The organism is Mesorhizobium sp. M1329 (assembly GCF_040318035.1).
In the GTDB taxonomy this organism is placed as follows: domain Bacteria; phylum Pseudomonadota; class Alphaproteobacteria; order Rhizobiales; family Rhizobiaceae; genus Mesorhizobium.
The window spans coordinates 1-13880 of sequence record NZ_JAMYLN010000029.1; the positions used below are offsets into that span (position 1 = coordinate 1).

Consider the following 13880-nt stretch of genomic DNA (forward strand, 5'->3'; position numbering starts at 1 on the left):
GAGAAGCCGAAGTCCAAGAAGCAGCCCGCCGCCGAGCAGCAGGCCGAGCCCGAGCAGGCGGCCAAGCCTGAGAAGCCGAAGACCAGGAAGCAGCCCGCCGCCGAGCAGCAGCAAGTCGAGCCGGAACAGGCGGCCAAGCCTGAAAAGCCGAAGGCCAAGGAGCAGCCCGCCGAGCCGGAACAGGCGGCCAAGCCACAGAAACAGAAAAACAAGGCGTGCGATCCGCAGACTGAGAGTTGCTAGCCGTACGGGTAGACTGCGGCACCGCGATTATTCGATCGCGGTGCCCGCTGAACGGCCATTCCCCCCTTGCAATCCCCACATCCTTCGTCCTAATCTCCCTGAGAAAACCTTTTCCCAACCGCCCTCGTAGCTGCTGACCTCACCAATCAGCACTCCGCAGGGCCATAAGAGAAAAGCTTTTCTCAATGGGGAGGATCGATATCCAAATCATGGCGTCCGATGCGCAGCCAACGCCTGTCAAGCAGCCCGTCACTCTCCGTGAGGTGGCAGCCATTGCTGGCGTCAGCGTTGCCACGGCGTCGAAAGCGCTGAACGGGCAGGGGCGGATGACGGCCGAGACGCGAACCCGGATTCGCGAGACGGCGCAGCGGCTTGGCTTTCGCCCGAACAGCCTGGCGCAGAGCCTGCTCAGGCGGCGCTCCTTTACCGTCGGGCTGTTGACCAACGACACCTATGGCCGCTTTTCGCTGCCGCTGATGGCCGGCGTTTCCGATGCGCTGGTCGATGCCGGCGTCTCGGTGTTTTTGTGCAATGTCGAGGACGACCCGCGCCTTGCCCAGCTGCATGTCGATGCCATGCTCGACAAGCGCGTCGACGGCATCATCGCCACTGGCAAGCGCATCGACCGCCACCTGCCGGTCGACCTCGCCAATCTCGGCATTCCGGCGATCTACGCCTTCACCGAGCCCGATCCCAATGCCATCGCTTTTGTCTCTGACGATGCCGGCGGGGCGCGGCTGGCGGTCGAGCATTTTTGCCGGCTTGGACGCCGGCGCATCGCCCATGTCAGCGGTCCCGCGAGCTTTGCCGTGGTGCATGCGCGGGCCGAAGCCTATCGCGAGGTGCTGGCCGAAAACGGCCTGCCGGTCATGGAACCGCTGCTCGGCCCGTGGTCGGAGGCCTGGGGCCACGAGGCGGTCAGAAAACTGTTCGACGGCGACGACGGCACGCGCGAAAAGCCCGATGCGGTGTTTTGCGGTAACGACCAGATCGCGCGCGGCGTCATCGATGCCTTGCGTGAGCGCGGTATCGGCGTGCCGGACGAGGTCGGCGTCATCGGCTTCGACAATTGGCAGATCGTGGCCGAGGCGACCCGGCCGCCGCTGACCTCGGTCGACATGAACCTGGCCGCGCTCGGCCGCGAGGCCGGCCTTGCCTTGCTTTCGCTCGTCGGCGGCGAACCCGCTTTGCCGGGCATCAGAAAACTGCCGTGCCGGCTGGTGGTGCGTCAGTCATGCGGCCGTCCGCCGGACGGCTGAACGAAACGGGCCGTGTCGATAGTCACCCGCTTGGGGGCGCGGCTGAATTAAAACCATGTGGAGGAGAAGCATGAGAACCACCATTACCGGGCTCGCCATCGCCGCGAGCATTCTGGGCACGCTGGCAACAGCCGGCTCGGCCGCCGCCGACACCGCCAACATCTGGGTTCGCGCCGACGGCTCGAACTTCATGCCGCGCATTGTCGATGCCTTCAACAAGGGGCATCAGAACCAGATCAAGCTCGACATCATCCCCAATGCCGAGATCATCCCGAAATACGGCGCAGCCGCCGCCGGCGGCACCGCGCCCGATGCGCTCTCGCTCGACCTGATCTACACGCCGTCCTTCGCCGCCGCCGGCCAGCTCGAAGACATCACCGACTGGGCGAAATCGTTGCCTTATTTCGCCAGCCTGTCGCCGGCGCATGTCAAGACCGGCACCTATAAGGGCCGCATCTACGGGCTGCCGTTCTCGGCCGATAGCTCGGTGCTGATCTGGAACAAGAAGCTGTTCAAGCAGGCCGGCCTCGATCCGGAAAAAGGCCCGACCAACTGGGCCGAGATCGAAGCCGACGCCGAAAAGGTCAACGCGCTCGGCGGCGACATCAAGGGCTTCTACTTCTCCGGCAATTGCGGCGGCTGCAACATCTTCACGTTCACGCCGCTGATCTGGGCCTCGGGCGGCGATATCCTGACCGAGGACGGCTCCAAGGCGACGCTGGATACGCCGCAGATGCGCGGCGCCATCGACCTCTACCGTTCGATGGTCAAGAAGGACCTGGTGCCATCAGGCGCGCAGACCGACACCGGCTCCAACTTCTTTGCCGCCTTCGCCACCGGCAATATCGGCATCTCGCCGTCCGGCGCCTTCGCCATCGGCGCGCTCAACACGCAATATCCCGATATCGACTACGGCATCACCTTCCTGCCCGGCAAGGATGGCGGCTGGTCGTCGTTTGCCGGCGGTGACAATTTCGTCGTCACCAAGGGCACCACCAAGGTCGCGGTGGTGAAGGAGTTCCTCGACTTCGCCTATTCGCTCGAAGGCCAGACCATCCTGGCGAAGTACGGCAGTCTGCCGGTGCGCGGCGACATCGCCAATGAGGCGCTGAAGGACCTCGACCCGCGCTACAAGGTCGCCGCCGAAGCCATGTCCAAGGGCCGCACGCCCTATTCGGTGGTGTTCAACGATCTGATCAACTCGGCCAACGGGCCGTGGAACCAGATGATGAACGAGGTCTTCTTCGGTGAAGACGTCGACGGCGCCATCGCCAACGCGCAGGAGACCATGCAGTCGATCATCGATTCGGCGCCGCAGAAGTAAAGCGCCCACCTCCCCCTCGAGGGGAGGTCGGACCGCAGGTCCGGGTGGGGTCGTTGCGGCAGTGCTCGACGTTCTTTTCTGTTGGCGCACTTCGCAGGCGACCCCACCCGCAGCACTCCACCTCCCCTTAAGGGGAGGTCGGACCGAAGGTCCGGGTGGGGTCCTCAGTGAAACGCGCCGACAGAAAGAAAACGTCGGCGCACGTCGCAGAGGACCCCACCCCCGGCCTTCGGCCGGACCCTCCCCTCAAGGGGAGGGGGACGTCCCACTAATGGAAGACCCGCATGACCACCATCACAGCAATCTCCGCCCCGGCACGCCCCCGCAAACTGGTCGGCGCCGGGCGCCGGCAGTGGATCGGCCTGCTCTATGTCGCGCCGGCCGTTGCCCTTGTTGTCGTCTTCTTCATCGTGCCGCTTTGCATGACCGCATGGATGTCGCTGCACAACTGGCCGCTGATGGGCGCGCATAGTTTCATCGGCCTCGACAATTACTGGGCGATCCTGCGCGATACCCGCTTCTGGAACGCGCTGAAGTTCACCGGCTATTACACCGTGGTGGTGACGATCGCGATCTTTGCCGTCGCCTTTCCGCTGGCGCTGTTCATCGAAAGGCCGCGGCAGCTGACCGGCTTCTACCGCACGTCCTTCTTCATGCCGGCGGTCATCGGTTTTGCCTCGGCCAGCCTTTTGTGGTCGTGGCTGCTCAACGTCGATTCCGGCCTGTTCAGCCCGGCCGCCTTCGAGCTTGGCCTGACCGAGAAGAAATTCAACCTGCTGGCGACCTTCCAGCCGGCCTTCTGGTCGATCATCGCCATGGTGGTGTGGAAGGTGGCGGGCTTCACCATGATCATCCTGATGACGGGCCTGCAATCGATCCCGCCCGACCTGCAGGAGGCGGCGATGATCGACGGGGCAGGGCCATTCGCGCGGTTCCGGGCGATTACCTTGCCGCTGATGCGCCGCACGCTGGCGCTGGCGCTGATCCTGTCGGTCGCCGGCTCGATCCTCGCCTTCGACCAGTTCTACATCATCCTGCGCGGCGGCCCGCGCAACCAGACGCTGACCGCCGTCTACTGGATCTTCAACCAGTCCTTCGTGTCGTTCAAGCTCGGCTATGGCGCCGCCCTATCGATGGTGCTGCTGGTCATCCTGGTGGCGCTCAGCCTCATCCAACTGCGGCTGCTGCGCCAGCACGAGGGGGTCGACTGATGGCGCAGGCAAGGAGCCGCAAACGCCGCATCGGCATGCAGATCGCCGAGCACGCGACCGGCATCATCGCGTCGATATTGTTCCTGGCGCCGATCGCCTGGACGGTGCTTTCGGCCTTCAAGCCGGCGCAGGAGGCGCGCCAGCCGCCGCTGCCGCCCTGGCCGACCAGCGGCATCTCGCTCGAGAACTACGCCACGCTCAACACCTTCGGCGATGGCCTGTGGCTGCCGGCGCAAAACAGCATCTATGTCTCGGTGATGACGGTGGTGCTGTCGGTAATCGTCAGCGTGCTCGCCGGCTACGGTTTCTCGCGCTTCCGCTTTCCGCTGAAGAACCTGCTCTTCGTCGTCATCCTGTCGACGATCATGATCCCGTTCCAGTCGATCCTGACGCCGATCTTCCTGGTGCTGACAAAAATCGGCCTGCACAACACACTGACCGGGCTGGTCTGCGTCTACGTCACGCTGCAGCTGCCGTTCTCGATCTTCATGATGCGCAACGCCTTCGACGCGGTGCCGCGCGAGATCGAGGAGGCCGCGCGCATGGACGGCGCCAACAATGTCACCATGCTGCTCAGAGTGATGCTGCCGCTGGTCTGGCCGGGCATCGTCACCATCGCGCTGTTCGCCTTCCTCGGCGCCTGGAACGAGTTTCTGGCGGCCCTGGTGCTGATGACCGACCAGTCCAAATTCACGCTGCCGATCATGATGACCGCGCTGCAGTCCGGCCGCTTCGGCGCCATCGACTGGGGCGCGGTGCAGGCCGGCGTCACCGTGATGATGGTGCCGTGCCTGGTGCTCTTCTTGGCTCTGCAGCGCTTCTACATCCGCGGCCTCATGGCAGGGGCCGTGAAGTGACCACAAGAAATCGAACGGAGTAAATTGATGACCGCATCGCAATCCGCCAGTCAGGGCGCCAAGCCGAAACTCGCCTTCCGCCCGCTGCCGGTGCCGCAGGTCGACGTGCGCGGCTTCTGGGGCGACCGCGTCGATGCCGTCGCCTCAAAAACCGCCGGCATCCTCTACGATCGCTGCGTCGAGGCGTGCATGCTCGAGCAGATCGACCCGGACCGACCGTCGCCCGGCGTCGTCATTCCGTTCCACTCACCCTCGCCGGACGAGGCCGCCACCGCCGGCAACGAGTTCACCGGATCGACGGTGACCACTCAGATGTTCTGGGACTCCGATTGGGGCAAGACCATCGAGACCGCCGCCTATTCGCTCTACCGCCGGCGCAACGACGAGCTCGAAAAGAAAATCGATGCCGTCATCGACATGTACGGCAGGCTGCAGCAGCCCGACGGCTATCTGTCGAGCTGGTACCAGCGCATCCAGCCCGGCCTGCGCTGGACCAATCTGCGCGATTGCCACGAGCTCTATTGCGCCGGCCACCTGATCGAAGGCGCCGTCGCTTACTACCAGGCCACCGGCAAACGCAAGCTGCTCGACATCATGTGCCGTTATGTCGACCATATCGCCGAGACGTTCGGTCCCGAGCCCGGCAAGAAGAAGGGCTATTGCGGCCATGAGGAGATCGAGCTGGCGCTGGTCAAGCTGGCGCGGGTGACCGGCGAGCGCAAATACATGGAGCTTGCCAGATATTTCATCGATCAGCGCGGCCAGCAGCCGCACTATTTCGACGAGGAGGCGCGCGCCCGCGGCGCCGACCCCAAGGCCTATCATTTCAAGACCTACGAATATAACCAGTCGCACAAGCCGGTGCGAGAGCAGGACAAGGTCGTCGGTCACGCGGTGCGGGCGATGTATCTCTATGCGGGCATGGCTGACATCGCCACCGAATATGGCGACGACACGCTGCGGGTGGCGCTCGACCGGCTGTGGGACGACCTCATGACGAAGAACCTCTATGTCACCGGCGGCCTCGGGCCGTCGGCGCACAATGAAGGTTTTACTGCCGACTACGACCTGCCCAACGACACCGCCTACGCCGAGACCTGCGCTTCGGTCGGCCTGGTGTTCTGGGCAAGCCGCATGCTCGGCATGGGTCCCAATGCGCGCTACGCCGACATCATGGAGCGGGCGCTCTACAACGGCTCGATCTCCGGCCTGTCGCTCGACGGCTCGCTGTTCTTCTACGAGAACCCGCTCGAAAGCCGCGGCGCCCACCACCGCTGGAAATGGCATCGCTGCCCGTGCTGCCCGCCAAATGTCGGGCGCATGGTCGCCTCGATCGGCAGCTATTTCTATGGCCTGTCGGACGACGCACTCGCCGTCCATCTCTATGGAAACGGCACGGCTCGTTTCGATATTGCGGGCACGCAAATAGAGCTCACCCAGACCAGCAATTATCCGTGGGACGGCGCGGTCTCGATCTCCGTCGAACCGGAAGCTCCGACCGAGTTCACCTTGCATCTGCGCATGCCGGGCTGGTGCCGCAAGGCAGCGCTCAAGGTCAACGGCGCAGATGTCGATCTGGCTGCCATCAGCAGCGACGGCTATGCCGCGATCCGCCGCGAATGGCGCAAGGGCGACCGCGTCGAGCTCGATCTCGAAATGGCCGTCGATCGCCTCTACGCCAACCCGCAGGTGCGGCAGGATATCGGCCGCGTCGCGCTGGCGCGGGGTCCGCTGATCTATTGCGTCGAGGAGACCGACAATTCCAGCCAGCTGCATCGCATCGCTCTGCCGCGAACGGCCGACATCGAGGCGCATCAGCAGCCGAACCTTCTGGGCGGCGTCGTGACACTTTCGGCGATTGCCAAGAAGGATGCTTTCGAAAACTGGGAGGAGGGGCTCTACCGCACCGAACCGCCGGCGATCGAGGAAGCGAAAGTCACCGCCGTGCCGTATTTCGCCTGGGACAACCGCGACCCCGGCGAGATGCTGGTCTGGCTCAGGGACGAATGAAGCCCGACGGCGGCGCCCGACCGATCTCCTCGGCCACAAGTTCCTGCAGCTGCCAGAGATTGCGGTCGCGGATGCCGCAGGCGTCGAGATGGCGAATGGTCTCGAACAGATATTCGGCGCCCGAACCCCAGTGGCCGACGGCCGTGGCCAAGGTCGCCGCTATCGCTCGCTTTTCGAGCTTGCCGGCATAGCGTGGATTGGCGGGATCGACAACGAAACCAAGCGCTTGGCCCATCCCGTCGCTTGTCCTGACCTGCAGCCAGCGCGGCACGTTGACGGACGGCAGGATGGTCATCTCGCGGCGCAGCAGCGTTTCGAGATTGGCCGCCACCGGCTCGGCGATCTCGAAGACCATGCCCTGGCATTGGCCGCCGCGGTCAAGCGCCATCATCAGGCCGGGCTGCTCGACCGTGCCCCTGAAGCGTTGCACCGTAAAACAGAACGAACGGTGCCAGCCTGTCGCCACGGCCCGTTCGCCACCGCTGACCTCGCCGGCCGGCTTCCACAGCAGTGAACCATAGGCGAACAGCTTCACCGGCCCGGCCGGCGCGCCGGCCAGCACCTCGTCGCGAATGCGCGCGTAATCGGCATCGGTCATGTAGACCATGCCCGGCGTCGGCCCGGCGTCCTCGACCGCCCGCAAGGTGCGGGCGACCAGCGCCTCGGTCAGCGCCATCGGTGACTTGGGCGGCGCCGACCGACGCCGCGATGCGGCGGAAATGACCTTGCTCATCCTCGTGCTCTCAGCCCTGCCGCCATGTTGCCGAAGGCTGAAGGATTCTCAAGGGCCGAATACACCGGCGCAGTCGGCAATTGCCGAAGAGGAGGCATTCGAAAACCGGGAAGGAGGCTGTACCGCACCGAACCGCCGGCGGTCTAGGAAGCGAAGGTCACCGCTGTGCCGTATTTCGCCTGGGACAACCACGACCCCGGCGAGATGCTGGTCTGGCTCGGGGACGCCGGATAGGTATCGCAGAATTGAGCCGCAATGCATGCCTTGAATTCGCCAGGGCGCGCGTCATCTAGCTTTGAGTGGCGCCGGCCACTTGAACGGGTGGAGGCAGATTTTGGCGCTCGAAGCTGTGGCGCGTCCGAACGCCGGTCGCCGCTTTATTGCGGTAGCCGTCGTGGCGGTGCCGTTGCTGTTCGTCGTCAGTGGACTGGCCATTCGCTATGCCGCATTCACTTCGGTCTCGTCGGAGGCAGGCTTCGCGGCCTACGCCCAGGCGCTCTGCCGCTGGGATTGCGCGTGGTATGTCGACATTTCCGAACTCGCCTATGAGCGCTTTCCCATTCCAGGCCAGAGCAATGTCGGACGCTGGGGCTTCTTCCCGCTCTATCCGATGCTGGTGGCGGCCATCCGGTCTGTTTTCCCTTTTCCGACCATCCTGGTCGCATCGATCACATCGATTGCGTGCAGCTATGCCGCCTGTCTGGTGGCGTGGCCGCTGCTCGAGAAGAACATGCGCGCCTATGTGCTGTATTGCGCCTTTCTGCTCAGCGGCCCGTTCTCCTATCACTTCACGACTTTCCTGACCGAACCTCTTTTCGTGCTCCTGACGTCGTGCGTTTTTCTGGCGCTCAAACGCTCCAGCTATCTGGCCGCGGGACTATCGTCGGCTCTCCTGTCGGCAACCAGGCTTGTCGGGGTGCTTGTTGTATTCGCGACCGTCATTCAGATGTTCAGGGATTACCGCGCCAAGGGCGGGTCGACGCTGTCGTTCCCGCGTTGGCTGCTCGGCCGACCGGATCTGCTTGTCGCGATCTTCATCTCGCCGGCCGGTCTATTCGCCTACATCCTGTTCCTCTATCTGACGGTCGGCGACGGCTTTGCCTTCCTGCACGTGCAGCGCGCGTTTGGACGGGTGCCGGGTAATCCGCTCGCCTTTATATGGGATGGGCTCTCGGCCGTTCCGGCGGATGGATGGCTCCCCACAGCCCCGCAATGGAGCGCGCTCGCCGCACTCATAGGACTGGCGCTATCGGCGGTTCTGGCGGTTCGCAGGCAATATGGCGCTGCGTTGTTCTGCGCCTGTTGCATCATCCTGCCGCTGATCACGAACCTGGCCTCAATGGTCAGATACGTCGTTGGGCTTGCACCTCTGACAATGTTGCTGGCCATGCTGTTGTCGGCGTCGAAGCTGACATTTCTTGCGGCTCTGGCTCTCTTCCTGGGCGCCTGTTATTTCATGACCGTGGCATGGATCGGGGGCTATCTTGCCCTGGTCTAGCACTCCGGACCCATATCGGCGCTCCGCCTTCGTCGGCGGCTACGCGCTCGCGGCGGTTCTGGCCGGGTCCGAGGTCGTCATCCTTACGCTTGCTCTCAATCCGAACGTCAACGCCGATTACCGCGCCTACTACATTGATCGGACAACGACCTGTCTCAATCGCGATGCGGTCGGCAGCTACACACTTGGCGAGACGGTGTCGTTCCGGTCCGACGGCGCCAAAAAGACAGCCGGCATGATGGTCTGCGGCTGGTCGGGCCCGGTTGCCGACGGCACCCATTCGCTGGGCGAGACTTCGCGGCTTCGCCTGAAGATATCGCCGCTCCGCGACGGCCTGACGGCCACGCTGCAAATGGCCGCCGTCATTCGCTCGCCACAGGTCACGCAAAGAGTGGTGATTTTGGTGAATGGCGTTCGGGTGCATGCGGTGACGTTGTCCGGCAAAGAGCCGCGAACGGTCTCGTTCGTCATCCCACCAGCGACTCTCGCCGAGGCTAAAACACTCGACATAGCTTTCGACTACCTCGACGGCATTCCGCAAACTCCGGCCGCCAGCAACATCTACAAACGCTCGATCAAATTGTTGTCGTTACGGCTCGATCCCATTGAGGCGAGTTAGGGCGGGCGATCACGCTGCTGGATGCGTCTTCGCTGCTGAAAAACCCAGCGGTCGAGCATGAGAAGATTGACCGCTGGAACAAGCAGGCATGTAACCAGAATGGCAATGATCGGCGGCAGGCCGAGTTTGGCCGTCAGAAGCGCCGGCGCCGCGTAGGCGACGGCGAAGCCTGTCGCCGTCAGCAAGAAAAAACGCGGAGCTTCAGTTCGATGCGATCCGCTCGACGCGAAGGTTACGAACTTATGCGCGAGGTAAGAAAACAGGGCGGCTACCGTGTAAGCTACGAGCGAGGCACCGACCGGCGAGAGGTCGAACCGTTGCGATTTTACCAAAGCGGTGGCCATCACGGCATACAGGATCGTTGCAGCAATGCCGACCGACCCGAAACGCGCCAGTAGCCTCAGCCCGGCGTTGCTGGTCGAACGGCGCTCAGACATGCGCACTGCACGCATACTGCGCCCCAAGCGGCAAAGGCGCGAATACCCGCTCGACTCTTCTGGCCAAGGGCCTTGCCGATGGCAGCAGCAGGAAATGCTCGGATCGGATGTCCCTGAAGCCTGTGTCCTGAAAAAGAGACCTTGCTCTCGCCGCGTTGAGCAGGACCGCGTCCTGGTCGAAAGGGCACCGAAACACCGCAAGGCGCGTCATCGGATTGTAGGGGTTGTGCTCGATGACACAGGCGACGCCGCCTGGCCGCACGACGCGCCGCATTTCCATGAAGAAATCGAGCCAGGAGGAGGGCGGAACGTGATGGACGACGCAACTGGCGAAAGCCAGATCGAACGCGCCATCCTCGTAGGGCAGTCTCGGCGTGGTGCAGGCCCTGTAGGTCACACCTGGATTGTCCTGGCCGGCGCGCAAAATTGATTGCTCCGACACGTCGCAGCCATCGAGGCTGTCGAAAGCGCCGTCGAGGTAGGGGTGGAGCGAACCGACGCCGCAGCCGACATCCAGCGCCCTTACAGCCGACCCACCCTGGCGAAGCTTTCGCTCGACCACCAGACGCCGCAGCAGGTCCGCCTTGGCGACAAGGAAGAAGTCGTGGCTGAGCCCGGAAAACCGGATGGAGCCTTCGACCGCCTCGCCATATTCGGATTCATAGCTGTCGAAGAGTTCGGCCATTGGCGGGGACTCCACTCCTGGACTTGTGAAATGACCGGCGGCGCTCACCAGAGGCGGCACGCATCGGCTCGTCGAAGCCGGTGAGCCGATCGATCACATAAAGCGGGCGGCGTTTGACCTCGGCGTGGATGCTGCCGACATAGAGTCCGACCACGCCGGTCATGAAAAGATTAATCCCGCACAGAAGCGACACGATCACCACGGTTGATGTCCAGCCGGCAATGATGCCGGTTTCAAAAAACCAGGCAAAGACGGCGTAGGCGCCGAAGGCCCCTGCAAGCGCGGAAATGGCCAATCCGCCCCAGAGCGCCAGGCGCAACGGCTTCTCGGAGAAGCTGACGATGCCGTGAACTGCGAGGTGCATCATTTTCCAGAATGGGTATTTGGTCTGGCCCAGGGTTCGCGCGTGGCGCTCAAATGGCACAGCCGTCTGCTTGAAGCCCATCCAGCCGAACATGCCCCTGACGAAGCGGTCATGTTCGGGCATACGCTTGAAGGTTTCCAGGGCCTTGCGGCCGACCAGGCGGAAGTCGCCGACGTCGCGCGGAATATCGACCGAGGTCATTTGCTCCAGCAGTCGATAGAATAGACTTGCCGTAAAGACCTTGAACCAGGATTCGCCGTCGCGCTTGACCCGGCGGGCATAGACGATCTCAAAGCCTTCCTTCCACTTAGCCACCAGATCGAGAACGACTTCCGGCGGGTCCTGCAGGTCGGCATCCATGACGATGACGGCATCGCCCGCAGCGGCGTCCATACCGGCGGTAATCGCCACCTGGTGGCCGAAATTGCGGGAAAATTCGATCAGCCGAAAGCGCGGCTCGGCGGCGACCACTTTTTGAAGGTATTCGACGCTTCCATCGACGCTTCCGTCATCGACGAAGATGGCCTCCGTTTCGCCGTCCAGCCGGCGGATAAGCGAACTGATCCGCTCGATCAGCCGAGGCAGCACCTGTTCTTCATTGTATATGGGCAAGACCAGCGAGTAGCGCGGCGGTGACCTGTTCACCGTCATTCCAGCCCGTTGCACCACAGAATCTCGCATGCGGTTGAAAATGGAACGCAAGCTACAAAGTTCCAAAGGCACTTAAGAAATTGCTAATTTAGCTAATTCTGAAGGGGATATGGTGCTCGAGGAGGACTGAAGGGTGTCGTGGTGACGTCGGACGTCCGCATCGAAGCGTGGAATTGTCGGTAGGCTGCCGGCGCAATCGGCCTGAAGGGAAGCAGCCGCTGAGGCATATCCCTTTGACCGCCTTGCCTACTCCCGGGCTTGCCGGTTGAAGCAGCGCTACGGGTGACCTGAGCGTGCGGGCCGACCGCTTTTGCTGCATGTCAGACATGGCTCATGGAACATGGTGGCCGAGCCCGGCCGAGTATCGCGCTTGCAAGGCCGGCGAGCGTCCGGACCGGCAACCTATCGTACCGGCCGAGCCGGCCGGTACGATACAACACTTGCCGGCCTGACGAGGGCCGCCGTCAAGCAGCCGGCCGGATGTTCTGGTTCACCCGGAAGAGGTTGTTCGGGTCGTATTTCTTCTTCAGCGAGGCCAGGCGCTCGTAGTTATCGCCATATGCCGCCTTGATTCTTGCATCGCCCTCGTCATCCATCATGAAGTTCAGGTAGGCGCCACCCAGATCGAATGGATGCACGGCCTCCCAGTAGGCCTTGGTCCAGCGTGTCACCGGTCCCGCTTTCTGTGGGTCCGGATCGATCCCGGCGATGACCATCGACCAGGTCGCATCGCGGTAATTCCAGGGTGTCTCGTCTTTGCCGACGCGATGGACCGCGCCGTCGATCGGATAGAGATGCATGAGCGATAGCTCGCTCGGTGTTTTCGCCGCCTGCTCGAGATGGGCGTCGATCGCCTCGTCGGACAGCGTCTTGACGAAATCGCCCCGCCAGTACCACTGCATTCCCTTCGGGTAGAGCCCATCGAACATGCTCTGCACGGCGGGATAGGGCATCATTCCCATCCAATTGAACCAAGGCGCGGGGAGCGCATCGAGTAGCGGAGCCAGCGCCTCTCTGCCCTTGTCCTCCGGGCCGTTATAGCAGCACATCAGCAGACACATCCGCTTTCCCCAAAACTCTTCCGGGAACGGTGCGCTCGAGAGGATGGTCTTGAGCCCGAGAAAGATGCCGAGTTCTTCGGGCGCGTTCGGCAGGAATTCGCGATAATGCTGCATGATGGTACGGGCGTGGCGCTGATCCCATGCGATCGGCCCCGCAAAGACCATGCTGACCCGGTGAAGCTGGAACACAAAGCTGGTGACGATGCCGAAATTGCCGCCGCCGCCGCGAAGCGCCCAGAACAGGTTGGGGTTCCGCTCCTTGCTGGCGGTGACGAAGCTTCCGTCGGCAAGCACGACATCGGCCTCGACCAGATTGTCGATGGTCAGGCCATATTTGCGCGTCAGATAGCCATGGCCGCCGCTCAGCGTCAGTCCGGCGACCCCGGTGGTCGAGATGATGCCCGCCGGTACGGCCAGGCCAAACGCATGGGTGGCGTGATCGAGGTCGCCCTGGGTGCAGCCCGGACCCACCCGCGCCGTACGGGCGTCCGGATCGACGCGCACGCCGTTCATCGCCGACAGGTCGATCACCAGACCGTCGTCGCAGCTCCCCAATCCGGGTCCGTTATGGCCGCCGCCACGTACCGCAACCAGCAAATTGTTGTCGCGGCCGAAATTCACCGCTGCGATCACGTCTGCGACGTCCACACAGCGGGCGATGATCAGCGGCCGCTTGTCGATCATGCCGTTGTAGAGCTTGCGGGCCTCGTCATAGCTGGCGTCGCCGGCGCGGATGACTTCGCCCCGCAGGCTTGCTGCGAATTTGGTGATGTCTTCATCGTGCATGACATTCCTCCCTATTATTGGACCTGTCGGCCGGCTGATGAAACGCTAGTCCCGTCCGTTGTTCCCGCAAATGTCACATCGTCCATTTCTGTTGCCCGATCGTTCAGGGGAGGATCAGCCATATGTGCGCTTGCTCATATGG

12 protein-coding genes and 2 pseudogenes are annotated in these 13880 nt (G+C 63.0%); 9 read left to right on the forward strand and 5 right to left on the reverse strand.

Going from position 1 to position 13880, the window contains the following annotated elements; all coding sequences use genetic code 11:
- From NKH21_RS24785 to NKH21_RS24810, 6 genes and pseudogenes are all read left to right on the forward strand, one after another.
- A pseudogene (locus tag NKH21_RS24785) lies at positions 1-243 on the forward strand (OmpA family protein); the annotation flags it as partial.
- Between the two features lie 209 nt (positions 244-452).
- Positions 453-1502, forward strand: coding sequence for a LacI family DNA-binding transcriptional regulator (locus NKH21_RS24790; protein WP_352663147.1), 1050 nt, complete (start codon positions 453-455; stop codon positions 1500-1502).
- 70 nt (positions 1503-1572) lie between these two features.
- Complete coding sequence (locus NKH21_RS24795; RefSeq protein ID WP_352663144.1) at positions 1573-2826, forward strand: ABC transporter substrate-binding protein; 1254 nt, start codon at positions 1573-1575, stop codon at positions 2824-2826.
- Between the two features lie 284 nt (positions 2827-3110).
- Positions 3111-4037 (forward strand): carbohydrate ABC transporter permease, encoded by a 927-nt coding sequence (locus NKH21_RS24800; protein WP_352663141.1) that lies wholly within the window; start codon positions 3111-3113, stop codon positions 4035-4037.
- Complete coding sequence (locus NKH21_RS24805; RefSeq protein ID WP_352663138.1) at positions 4037-4894, forward strand: carbohydrate ABC transporter permease; 858 nt, start codon at positions 4037-4039, stop codon at positions 4892-4894. The genes NKH21_RS24800 and NKH21_RS24805 overlap by 1 nt, the downstream gene beginning before the upstream one ends.
- 27 nt (positions 4895-4921) lie before the next feature.
- Positions 4922-6904, forward strand: coding sequence for a glycoside hydrolase family 127 protein (locus NKH21_RS24810; protein WP_352868078.1), 1983 nt, complete (start codon positions 4922-4924; stop codon positions 6902-6904).
- Here the strand turns inward: NKH21_RS24810 and NKH21_RS24815 are convergent.
- The gene (locus NKH21_RS24815; protein WP_352868080.1) at positions 6891-7637 is read right to left on the reverse strand and encodes a gamma-glutamylcyclotransferase; all 747 of its coding nucleotides are present in this window, start codon (positions 7635-7637) and stop codon (positions 6891-6893) included. The two genes, NKH21_RS24810 and NKH21_RS24815, sit on opposite strands and share 14 nt — an antisense overlap.
- A 156-nt stretch (positions 7638-7793) precedes the next feature.
- On the opposite strand from NKH21_RS24815, the pseudogene NKH21_RS24820 reads away from it, so the two are divergent.
- The 3 genes and pseudogenes from NKH21_RS24820 to NKH21_RS24830 all read left to right on the forward strand — a co-directional run.
- Positions 7794-7871, forward strand: a pseudogene (locus tag NKH21_RS24820) (hypothetical protein); the annotation flags it as partial.
- Positions 7872-7971: 100 nt separating this feature from the next.
- Positions 7972-9135: a putative hexosyltransferase gene (locus NKH21_RS24825; RefSeq protein WP_352868082.1), complete on the forward strand. Its 1164-nt coding sequence runs from the start codon at positions 7972-7974 to the stop codon at positions 9133-9135.
- The gene (locus tag NKH21_RS24830; RefSeq protein WP_352663126.1) at positions 9122-9754 is read left to right on the forward strand and encodes a hypothetical protein; all 633 of its coding nucleotides are present in this window, start codon (positions 9122-9124) and stop codon (positions 9752-9754) included. Before NKH21_RS24825 ends, NKH21_RS24830 begins: the two co-directional genes overlap by 14 nt.
- Here NKH21_RS24830 and NKH21_RS24835 read toward each other — a convergent pair.
- From NKH21_RS24835 to NKH21_RS24850, 4 genes are all read right to left on the reverse strand, one after another.
- A complete protein-coding gene (locus NKH21_RS24835; protein ID WP_352663123.1) occupies positions 9751-10191 on the reverse strand; it encodes a GtrA family protein in 441 nt (146 codons plus the stop codon). The genes NKH21_RS24830 and NKH21_RS24835 overlap by 4 nt on opposite strands.
- Positions 10184-10876, reverse strand: coding sequence for a class I SAM-dependent methyltransferase (locus NKH21_RS24840; protein ID WP_352663120.1), 693 nt, complete (start codon positions 10874-10876; stop codon positions 10184-10186). Before NKH21_RS24840 ends, NKH21_RS24835 begins: the two co-directional genes overlap by 8 nt.
- A complete protein-coding gene (locus NKH21_RS24845; RefSeq protein ID WP_352663366.1) occupies positions 10851-11891 on the reverse strand; it encodes a glycosyltransferase family 2 protein in 1041 nt (346 codons plus the stop codon). The genes NKH21_RS24840 and NKH21_RS24845 overlap by 26 nt, the downstream gene beginning before the upstream one ends.
- Before the next feature lie 464 nt (positions 11892-12355).
- Entirely contained in the window at positions 12356-13738 is a 1383-nt protein-coding gene (locus NKH21_RS24850) for an FAD-binding oxidoreductase (RefSeq protein ID WP_352663117.1), read from the reverse strand.
- Positions 13739-13880: the final 142 nt, after the last annotated feature.